This window comes from Amycolatopsis sp. NPDC004169 (assembly GCF_040610315.1).
Lineage (GTDB): Bacteria > Actinomycetota > Actinomycetes > Mycobacteriales > Pseudonocardiaceae > Amycolatopsis.
The window spans coordinates 23881-33632 of record NZ_JBEXMD010000070.1 but is presented as its reverse complement, the minus strand read 5'-3'; the positions used below and the strand labels follow the sequence as shown (position 1 = coordinate 33632).

Below are 9752 nucleotides of genomic sequence, written 5' to 3'. Positions count from 1 at the left end.
CCCACTCCCCCACCCCCCCCACTCTCTTTATTCTTTGTCCCCCGCCTTTCACCCCAAAACCCCCCAACACCCCCCCCCGGGGCCGCGCCCCCCCCCCCCCCGCCCCGGTCTCTACACCCGTGTCAGCGACGCGGGCCCTTCTTGCCCTTCTTGGCGGCGTCGCGCTGGGCGGCGCGACGGTCGCGGCGCGTCCCGCCGGCGCCACCGCCCGCGGCTTGCGGCCCGCCCTCCGAGTGGGACTCGACCTCGCCGTCCTCGCCCGGGCCGGACAGCATCATGCCCGACTGCGGGCTACCGCCGCCGAGGCCCTTGCCGCGCAGCGCGGCCGGGACGGACTCGGAGTCGGTCGTCGGCGGCTGCGGCGGCGCCGGCCGCGCGTGACGGCCTTCGGTCGCCTGGCCGTTGCCGGCCGGGACGCCCGCCGGCAGCGCCGCGGCCTCCTCCGCCGGCGGGGCCTCGGCCCGCTCGACCTGCAGGTTGAACAGGAAGCCGACGGCCTCCTCCTTCAGCGAGTCGAGCATCGCGCGGAACATGTCGAAGCCCTCGCGCTGGTACTCGATCAGCGGGTCGCGCTGCGCGAGCGCCCGCATGCCGATGCCCTGCTTGAGGTAGTCCATCTCGTAGAGGTGCTCGCGCCACTTCCGGTCGAGGACCGTCAGCATCACCTGGTGTTCCAGGGTCCGCATGCCCTCCGGGCCGACGAGCGCGTTGATCTCCGCCTCGCGCTGGTCGTAAGCGCGGCGGGCGTCCGCGAGCAGCGCTTCGCGCAGGCCCTCGGCGTCGAGGTCGCCGTCCTCCATCAGCTCGTCCCAGGTCACGCTGACCGGGTAGAGCTGCTTCAACGCCGACCACAGCTTCTCGTGGTCCCAGTCCTCGGCGTAGCCGTTGGCCGTCGCACCGTCCACATAGGCGTTGACGACGTCCTGGAGCATGCCCTCGATCTGGTCGCGCAGGTTCTCGCCGGCCAGGACGCGGTGGCGCTCGGCGTAGATCACCTTGCGCTGCTCGTTCATGACCTCGTCGTACTTGAGGACGTCCTTGCGCTGCTCCATGTTGATCTGCTCGACCTGGGTCTGCGCGCTCTTGATGGCCTTGGAGACCATCTTGTGCTCGATCGGCACGTCGTCGGGCAGCCGCATGGTCGTCATGACGCGCTCGACCATGGTCGCGTTGAAGCGGCGCATGAGCTCGTCACCGAGCGAGAGGTAGAAGCGGGACTCGCCCGGGTCGCCCTGACGGCCGGACCGGCCGCGGAGCTGGTTGTCGATGCGGCGCGATTCGTGCCGCTCGGTACCCAGGACGTACAGGCCGCCCGCCTCGCGGACCTCTTCGGCCTCGGCCTTCGACTCCGCCTTGACCTGCTCGAGGACCTCGGGCCACGCGGCCTCGTACTCCTCGGAGTGCTCGACCGGGTCCAGGCCGCGCTCGCGCAGCACCTGGTCGGCGATCAGGTCGGGGTTGCCGCCGAGCACGATGTCGGTACCGCGGCCGGCCATGTTCGTGGCGACCGTGACCGCGCCCTTCTGGCCCGCGCGCGCGACGATCAGCGCCTCGCGGTCGTGGTGCTTCGCGTTCAGCACCTCGTGCGGGACGCTCAGCTTCACCAGCAGCTTCGACAGGTGCTCGGACTTCTCGACGCTCGTGGTGCCGACGAGGACCGGCTGGCCCTTCTCGTGCCGCTCGGCGATGTCCTCGGCGACCGCCTCGAACTTGGCCTGCTCGGTCTTGTAGATCAGGTCCGGCTGGTCCTGGCGGATCATCGGCCGGTTCGTCGGGATCGGCACCACACCCAGCTTGTAGGTCTGGTGGAACTCCGCGGCCTCGGTCTCGGCCGTACCGGTCATGCCGGACAGCTTCTCGTAGAGGCGGAAGTAGTTCTGCAGCGTGATCGTGGCGAGCGTCTGGTTCTCGGCCTTGATCTCGACCTTTTCCTTGGCCTCGATCGCCTGGTGCATGCCCTCGTTGTAGCGGCGGCCGACCAGGATGCGCCCGGTGAACTCGTCGACGATCATGACTTCGCCGTTGCGGACGATGTAGTCCTTGTCGCGGTGGAAGAGTTCCTTCACCTTGAGCGCGTTGTTCAGGTACCCGACCAGCGGGGTGTTCGCGGCCTCGTAGAGGTTCTCGATGCCGAGCTGGTCCTCGACGAACCGGACGCCCTTCTCCGTGACGGCGACGGTGCGCTTCCGGACGTCGACCTCGTAGTGGTACTTCGAGTTGATCAGGTTCGTCTTCTCGACGCGCTCGCGCGACCCCATCGTGGTGGTGTCGATGCCGTTCATCAGCGGGGCGAGCCGCGCGAACTCGACGTACCAGCGCGACGACTGGTCCGCCGGGCCGGAGATGATCAGCGGCGTCCTGGCCTCGTCGATGAGGATCGAGTCCACCTCGTCGACGATGGCGAAGTTGTGCCCGCGCTGCACGCAGTCGTCGAGGCTCCACGCCATGTTGTCGCGCAGGTAGTCGAAGCCGAACTCGTTGTTCGTGCCGTAGGTGATGTCGGCGTTGTACTGGGAGCGCCGCACGTCCGGCTGCTGCTCCGAGAGGATCACGCCGACCTCGAGGCCAAGGAAGCGGTGGATGCGGCCCATCCACTCCGAGTCGCGCTTGGCCAGGTAGTCGTTCGTCGTGACGACGTGGACGCCCTTGCCGGGGATGGCGTTGAGGTAGGCGGGGAGGACGCAGGTGAGCGTCTTGCCCTCGCCGGTCTTCATCTCGGCGACCTGGCCGAGGTGCAGCGCCGCGCCGCCCATCAGCTGGACGTCGAAGTGGCGCTGGCCCAGCACCCGCTTGGCCGCTTCCCGGACGACCGCGAAGGCCTCCGGCAGCAGGTCGTCGAGGGATTCGCCGTCGCCGTTCCGCTTGCGGAACTCCTCGGTCTTGGCCCGCAGCTCGGCGTCGGTCAGGTCCTTGACGTCGTCTTCGAGGGTGTTGATGTGATCGGCGATGTTGCGCAGCCGCTTCACCATCTTGCCCTCACCCGCGCGGAGCAGGCGGTTCAGCACCATCCGGTCGACCTCACTAGCTGAATATGAGCACGCCCAGGCCGGTCCCGGGCAGGTTCTCCCGCGGTGGCGGCCGTGTTCGGCACCACCTTCCCACCCCCATCGTAGGGAACGGTGGCGCTCGTGTGCACACGCCGTACGTCCTGACATGCGAAAGGCCCGCACGCGAGCACGTGCGGGCCCTCCGTGATGGCCTCCTTCGAGCCCGGCTCAGCCGAGCCGGATCACGCCGTAGTCGAAGCCTTTCCGCCGGTAGACCACGCTGGGCCGGCCCGCGTCGGAGTCGTTGAAGAGGTAGAAGTCGTGGCCGACCAGCTCCATCTCGTAGAGAGCCTGGTCAACCGTCATGGGCTCCGCGGTGTGCTGCTTCTCGCGAACGACGCGGCCGGGCTGGTGACCCAGGTCGTCGTCGGCCCAGCTCTGCTGCTGGGGCAGGCGGATCTCATCGGCACTCGCGAAGCCTTCGGCCTGCGGTTCCGGTGCGTCCAACACCGCGGTACGCGCGGCGGGACTGGCTGCGGCCGGGGATCCACCACCCGGCAGTGCCGAGGTCGCTTCGGCGACCGATTCCGGGCGGCTGCGGCCGTAGTGCACGCGCCTCCGGTCGTGTGTCCTCCGCAGCCGGTTTTCCAGCTTGGTGACTGCGGAATCGAGCGCCGCGTAGAAGTCGGCGGCACACGCTTCGGCGCGTACGGCCGGGCCTCGCCCCTTTCCGGTGATCTCGACGCGCTGGCAGCTCTTGGCCTGGCGCCGGTTGGGTTCGTGGAACAGTTCCACGTCGTACCGGATGACTTTCCTGTCGTAGCGCTCGAGACGGGCCAGCTTTTCGCTGACAAGCGCCCGATAGTGGTCGGGCACCTCCACGTTGCGGCCCTTAACGACGATGTCCATACACGACCTCCCTCGCTGAGATGACTGCGAGCTGTTGTGTTTCAAACACGGCGCCGGTATTGCGGGGACGTGAGCCCGGATCGCGGGCTGAGAAGGAACTCGGAAACGGTGGACGACGTCTCGTTCCGGTGACCGAGCGCGGACTCAGCGCACCTCCGGCGCCAGGGACATGGGCTCGTCACCTCCCTGCCTGCGGGGATTGCTGATTGCGGAGCACGTTAGCTTCCTCACGCCCGTTACAACAGCCCCCGAGCCGGGGGATGTCAGGGGATGAGACTCGGTCACCCCGCGCAGTGATCGCGGAGCAGGCACCACAAAACACCCGCTGGTCGGACGCGGCGCGCTCGTCGTGCCTTCACACGGACGGCGCATCGCTGCCTCCTGGTGGACGCCGAGGGTGACGGCCCGACCGCCCGCAGCCGCCACCCCGGTGGAGTGGTGCGGCAGCCGAGTGAACGTGATCGACACCCTCATGCCCGGACAACGGGCGCCGGTTCGCTCGCGTTCCCGCTTGATGTCACTCGTGTAGGTGATGATCGGTTCACCCGGGTGCGTGTGGTGGGTTTTCGTGCTCCTTTTTCCGGCTTGAGCTGGGGCTGGACAGTTTTCGGGACGGTCCGGTTGATGTTTGTTCCGGGTGAGGTGCGGAACCGGTACCGAGTTTCTTTCGGCTGCGGGGTCGGGCGGAAAGGTCCACAGTGGTTCCCATGGGTCGTTCCTTCGAGCACCGTGGCCGGGTCAGCCGGCTGCCAGGAGGGTCAGGACGGCGGAGACGGTGACCCCGGCCGCGGTCAGGACCCGCGTGCAGGCGGCGGCGGTGGCTCCGGTGGTGATCACGTCGTCGAGGACCACGACGGCGTAGCCCGGAGGCGGGCGGCCGGCTTCGCGAAATTTCAGGCGGCCGGACAGGTTGGCCTTGCGCTGTTCGTGCGTGAGGCCGACTGCGTCGCGGGCTGATCCGGCGAGTTGCAAGGCCGGGGCGACGGCGGTGGGGATGCCGCGCGCGGTGAGGACGGCGGCGGCTGCGTTGGCCAGGCGCTCGACGTGGGGGCCGCCGCGGACTCGCGCCGCTGAGGGACGGCTGGGCGCCGGGACCAGGCAGAGCGCTCGGGTCGGGGGTCGCATTTCGGCGGCTTGCGGTGAGGTGCGGCCGCTCCCGAGGCGCAGCTGTGCGGCAAGGGCGCCGGCCTGCCTGGCTGAAGCTCGCCGTGATGGCACCGGAACTTCCGGCGAATCGCCGACCGGCCGATCCGGAAGCCGCACTGGCCCAGCCGAGACCGGCCCAGGCCGACCTCCCCCAGGCACCCCAACCTCCAGCGGCAACTCCGCCAAGGCCTCCGCCAGCACCCGCCCCAGCGAAGCCGCCAGGTCTCGCCGCCCCCGCTCCTTGTACGCGATCAGCAGCTTCCGGCCCACCCCGCGATACCGCCCGAGCGCGAACACCCGCACCAACCCGGCCGTCGGCCCGCGTACCACCTCCCGGGCCGCGCCCCACACCCCCTCGCACCGAGCACAGCAGGGCTCGCCCCGGGCTCCGCACGCGGCGCAGCGGCTGGGGATCAGCAGATCGATCAGTCTCTTCAGCACACGGCCAGTGTCACGACCGGCACCGACAGTTTCGGCCCCGAAGCCGTCACCCACAGGCGTGAAAAAGATCAGCCCGGGTAGAAGGGATCCGCGTCCTTCATCGTGTGGCTCTGCGGGCGCCAGACCTCACCCAGCACCGAGGCCGTCCACAGCCCGTTCGCGTCCGCCACCACGATCTGGCGGCCCGGCGCCGCCGTCACGCCGTGGACCGTCGGGGTCAGGTTGCTGCTGTTGAACGCGTCCATGCGCTGGCCGTCCACCGTCACCTTGACCACCGGCTGGGACGGCGACTTCGTCACCGCCACCAGGCTGTCCGGCGCGACCCAGTCCACGTCCACGACGTCCTCGAGGTCGTGCGGCTGCAGGTGCCGGGGCTCGCGCAGGGACACCGAGTCGCCGTTGACGACCACCGAGGCCACCCACAGCTGACCCTTGATCACCGCCGCCACGCGGGCGCCGTCGCGGGAGAACCTCAGCTCCGTGATGTCGCCCTGCTGGGTCAGGTCCGTGGCGTTGACGCTCAGCGCCGTCCAGTGGCCGTTCTGGTCGAGCACCATCCGGCCCACCGACAGCCCGTCGACCACCGTCCACAGCTCGCCGGTGCCCGGGCGCCACGTCGGGCGGGACAGGGAACTGCCGCCGAGCGTGGTCAGCGCCAGGTCGCGGCCGAGGTCGCCGATGCGCAGGCGGACTCCGCCGCCGCTGCGCTCGACCACCGCCAGCCGCTTGCCGTCGATCGACTGGGCCGCGCTGACCACGTCGTACCCGCCGTTGCCCGCCGGGCCGCCCACCGGGGCGCCGTCGCCGAGGGACCGGACCCGGCCGTCGACCGTCATCAGGCCCAGCAGCTGCGGGCTGATCGACAGCGACGCGCCGTACGCCGGCAGGTCGTTCTGCCGCCAGTCCGGGTGGTTCGGCACGAGCGGGGCGCCGTCGCCGAGGATGCGGATCCGGGCCGACGTGACGTACTGCAGGGACAGCACGATCTGCGCGGCGATCAGGTTCCGGATGTCGTCGGGCACCCCGGAGAGCCCGGTCAGCGGCACCACCAGGGTCCCGTCGTCGAGGCTCTTGACGTTCGTGTCGATCTCGATGGGATCGCCGAGCAGGTTCTTCACCGCGCCGGCCAGGCTCGTCGACGGCCCGCTCACCAGCAGGTCCATCACCCGGCCCGGCAGCCCCGACTGCGGCTTCGCCACGACGTAGCGCCGGTCGGGGACGAAGGTGGCCGACGACTCCGAGTAGAAGCTCACCGGCACCGGCGTGTAGTTCTCGCTGAAGTCGGACTCGGTCGCGTACAGGTCGGCCGGCGGGTCGACGATCCGCCACTGGTTGTTCGCCTGGCGGCGCACCTTCACCTGCAGCAGCGCCGACGTGTAGTCCGGCACGAACGCGCTGCTCTGGTCCAGCGTGCCGATGTCGATCCCGCGCACGTTGACGACCTGCGTGTTCGGGTCCGGCGGCGGCGCGGTGTCGTAGACCGTGCCGAAGGTGTCCTGGATGACCGTCAGGTTGCGGCTCGGCCGCCAGTTCACCCGGCTCTGCTCGTCCAGGTAGGCCCGCGCGGCGGCGTTGTTCTGCCCCGGCTTGAGCGTCGCCCCGACGAAGGCGCGGACCAGCGACAGCGGGTCGATGCCCGGCGGCGGCTCGGGGACGACGTCACCGGGGCTCTGGCCCTGGCGCTCGCCGGGCACCACCTGCGGCTGCGATTCCAGCGGCACGTTCGCGCAGCCCGCGAGCAACGTCAAGCACAACACCAGCAGCAGGAGCCGTTTCACTGACCGATTCCCTCACGTTCCGCGAAGATCGCCTCCGAAGCCGGCGTGACGTCGATGATCCCGAGCGGCACTTCGGCGGCGAACCGGTCCGGCGGCGGCAGGACCAGCGGCGAGTCGCCCGCGGGCACGTCCTGGCGGCGCGGCAGCAGGAGCCGGAAGCAGGCGCCGTTGCCGGGCTCGCCCCACGCGTCGAGCTCGCCGCCGTGCAGGCGCGCGTCCTCCTGGCTGATGGCCAGGCCCAGCCCGGTGCCGCCGGTGCGCCGGTTGCGCGACGGGTCGGCCCGCCAGAACCGGTTGAACACCAAGTCCGCCTCGCCGGGCCGCAGGCCGACGCCGTGGTCCCGGACCGTGATGGCGACTGCGGTCTCGTTGGCCCCGACCGTCAGCACCACCGGCTTGCCCTCGCTGTGGTCGACGGCGTTGGCGAGCAGGTTGCGCAGGATCCGCTCGACGCGCCGGGCGTCGACCTCGGCGATCACCTCGTCCTCGGGCAGCACCAGCTCGACCGAGCTGCCCGCGTTGCCGGCGATCACCCGCACCTGCTCGACCGCGCGGGTGGCGATCGGGCGGACGTCGATGTATTCGGCGGCCAGCTCCTCGACACCTGCGTCGAGCCTGCTGATCTCCAGCAGGTCGCCGAGCAGCGCCTCGAACCGGTCGAGCTCGTCGACCAGCAGCTCCGTCGACCGCGCAAGACCCGGCGGGAACTGCTCTCGGGAGGCGTGCAGCACGTCGGCGGCCATCCGGACCGTGGTCAGCGGGGTGCGCAGCTCGTGGGAGACGTCGGAGGTGAACCGGCGCTGCAGGCCGCCGAACTCCTCGAGCTGGCGGATCTGGCGCTGGATGCTGGCGGCCATCTCGTTGTAGGACACCGCGAGCTTCGCCAGGTCGTCTTCGCCGAGCACGGCGAGCCGCTGGTCGAGGTCACCGCCGGCGAACTGCTCGGCCGCGGCGGCGGCCTGCCGGACCGGCCGCACCACCTGCCGCGTCACCAGGTTCGTGATGCCGGCCAGCAGGAGCAGCAGCACGAGGCCGCCGACCAGCAGCGTGTTCTGCACGGTCGAAACCGTGTTCTGCTCGGTCGTCAGCGGGAACAGCAAGTACAGCTGCAGCGGGGTGGCCACGGTGCTCAGCGGCGTGCCGACGATCAGGTACGTCGTGCGCCCGCCGCCGGAGTCGGGGACGGTGTGCTCGAGGAAGCTCGTCTGGTCGGCTTCGACGAACTGGCGCAGCCGCGGCGGCACGTTCTCGAACGGGCCCGAGAACGACGGCGCCCCACCGGACTGGTCGCGCCCGCCGCTGGCGAGCACCGGGACGAACGTGCCTGCCGCCGACCCGGCCGCGTCCTGGCTGGCCGGCGTGATCGCGATCTTCTTCAGCGCGTTCTCGAGCCGGTTCGTCAGCGCGTCGCCGTTTTCGGAGCCGAGGCCGACGAGCTCGCCGGCGGCCGTCTCCGCCGCCGCGCGGGTCTGCGCGATCGCCGCCGTGCGCTTGGTGTCCAGCAGCCGTTCGGTGATCTGGTTCTGCAGCACCATGCCCAGCACGAAGACCACGGCCGAGGACAGCGCGAGCGTCGACACGGTGACGCGGAACTGCAGCGAGTGCTTCCACAGCTCGTTGAACGCGACCGCGCGACGGCGCGCGAAAACGACGACACGCCGCACCAGGCGTGCCGTCGAACGCGCGAACGCCGGGATCCGTCTGCCGCTCTCGGACGTCATCGACTCATCACGGCGGGCCGGCCTTGTACCCGACACCGCGAACGGTCAACACCACCTCGGGGTGCTCCGGGTCCTTCTCCACCTTCGACCGCAGGCGCTGGACGTGCACGTTCACCAGCCGGGTGTCGGCCGCGTGGCGGTAGCCCCAGACCTGCTCGAGCAGCACCTCGCGGGTGAACACCTGGCGCGGCTTGCGGGCCAGCGCCACCAGCAGGTCGAACTCCAGCGGGGTCAGCGGGATGGCCTTGCCTTCGCGCGTGACCTCGTGGCCCGGCACGTCGATCGCCAGGTCGCCGATGGTGAGCGATTCCGCAGGCTCGGCCTCGGTGCGGCGCATGCGGGCCCGCACCCGCGCGACCAGCTCCTTCGGCTTGAACGGCTTGACGACGTAGTCGTCGGCGCCGGACTCCAGGCCGAGGACGATGTCGACGGTGTCGCTCTTGGCGGTGAGCATGACGATCGGCACCCCGGACTCGGCGCGGATCGCCTTGCAGACGTCGATCCCGTTCATCCCGGGCAGCATCAGGTCGAGCAGGACGAGGTCCGGCTTCAGCTCGCGCAGCGCGGGCAGCGCGCGTGAGCCGTCGGCGACCACCGCCGTGTCGAACCCCTCCCCACGGAGCACGATGGTGAGCATCTCCGCGAGGGCGGGGTCGTCGTCGACCACGAGAACACGTGCCTTCATGTCCACATATTCGCACTAGTTCCGGCGCCCGCACGCACGACCCGCGTGTTTGACCACCAGAAAGATCAAGATCGCCGCGGCCGCC

General features: G+C 70.2%; 6 protein-coding genes. All 6 read right to left on the bottom strand.

Annotation, left to right across the window (positions count from 1 at the left end; translation table 11 throughout):
- Positions 1-122: 122 nt before the first annotated feature.
- Positions 123-3008, bottom strand: a complete 2886-nt coding sequence (gene secA, locus ABZX11_RS45990) for a preprotein translocase subunit SecA (RefSeq protein WP_354925109.1) — start codon at positions 3006-3008, stop codon at positions 123-125.
- A gap of 207 nt (positions 3009-3215) precedes the next feature.
- Positions 3216-3896: a ribosome-associated translation inhibitor RaiA gene (raiA, locus tag ABZX11_RS45985; protein ID WP_176175016.1), complete on the bottom strand. Its 681-nt coding sequence runs from the start codon at positions 3894-3896 to the stop codon at positions 3216-3218.
- 738 nt (positions 3897-4634) lie between these two features.
- A complete protein-coding gene (locus ABZX11_RS45980) occupies positions 4635-5021 on the bottom strand; it encodes a hypothetical protein (protein WP_354925108.1) in 387 nt (128 codons plus the stop codon).
- A 530-nt stretch (positions 5022-5551) separates the two neighbouring features.
- A complete protein-coding gene (locus ABZX11_RS45975) occupies positions 5552-7261 on the bottom strand; it encodes an LpqB family beta-propeller domain-containing protein (protein WP_354925106.1) in 1710 nt (569 codons plus the stop codon).
- Positions 7258-8982: an MtrAB system histidine kinase MtrB gene (gene mtrB, locus ABZX11_RS45970; protein WP_176175013.1), complete on the bottom strand. Its 1725-nt coding sequence runs from the start codon at positions 8980-8982 to the stop codon at positions 7258-7260. Before mtrB ends, ABZX11_RS45975 begins: the two co-directional genes overlap by 4 nt.
- Before the next feature lie 7 nt (positions 8983-8989).
- Positions 8990-9667, bottom strand: a complete 678-nt coding sequence (gene mtrA, locus ABZX11_RS45965) for an MtrAB system response regulator MtrA (protein ID WP_005150760.1) — start codon at positions 9665-9667, stop codon at positions 8990-8992.
- Between the last annotated feature and the right edge of the window lie 85 nt (positions 9668-9752).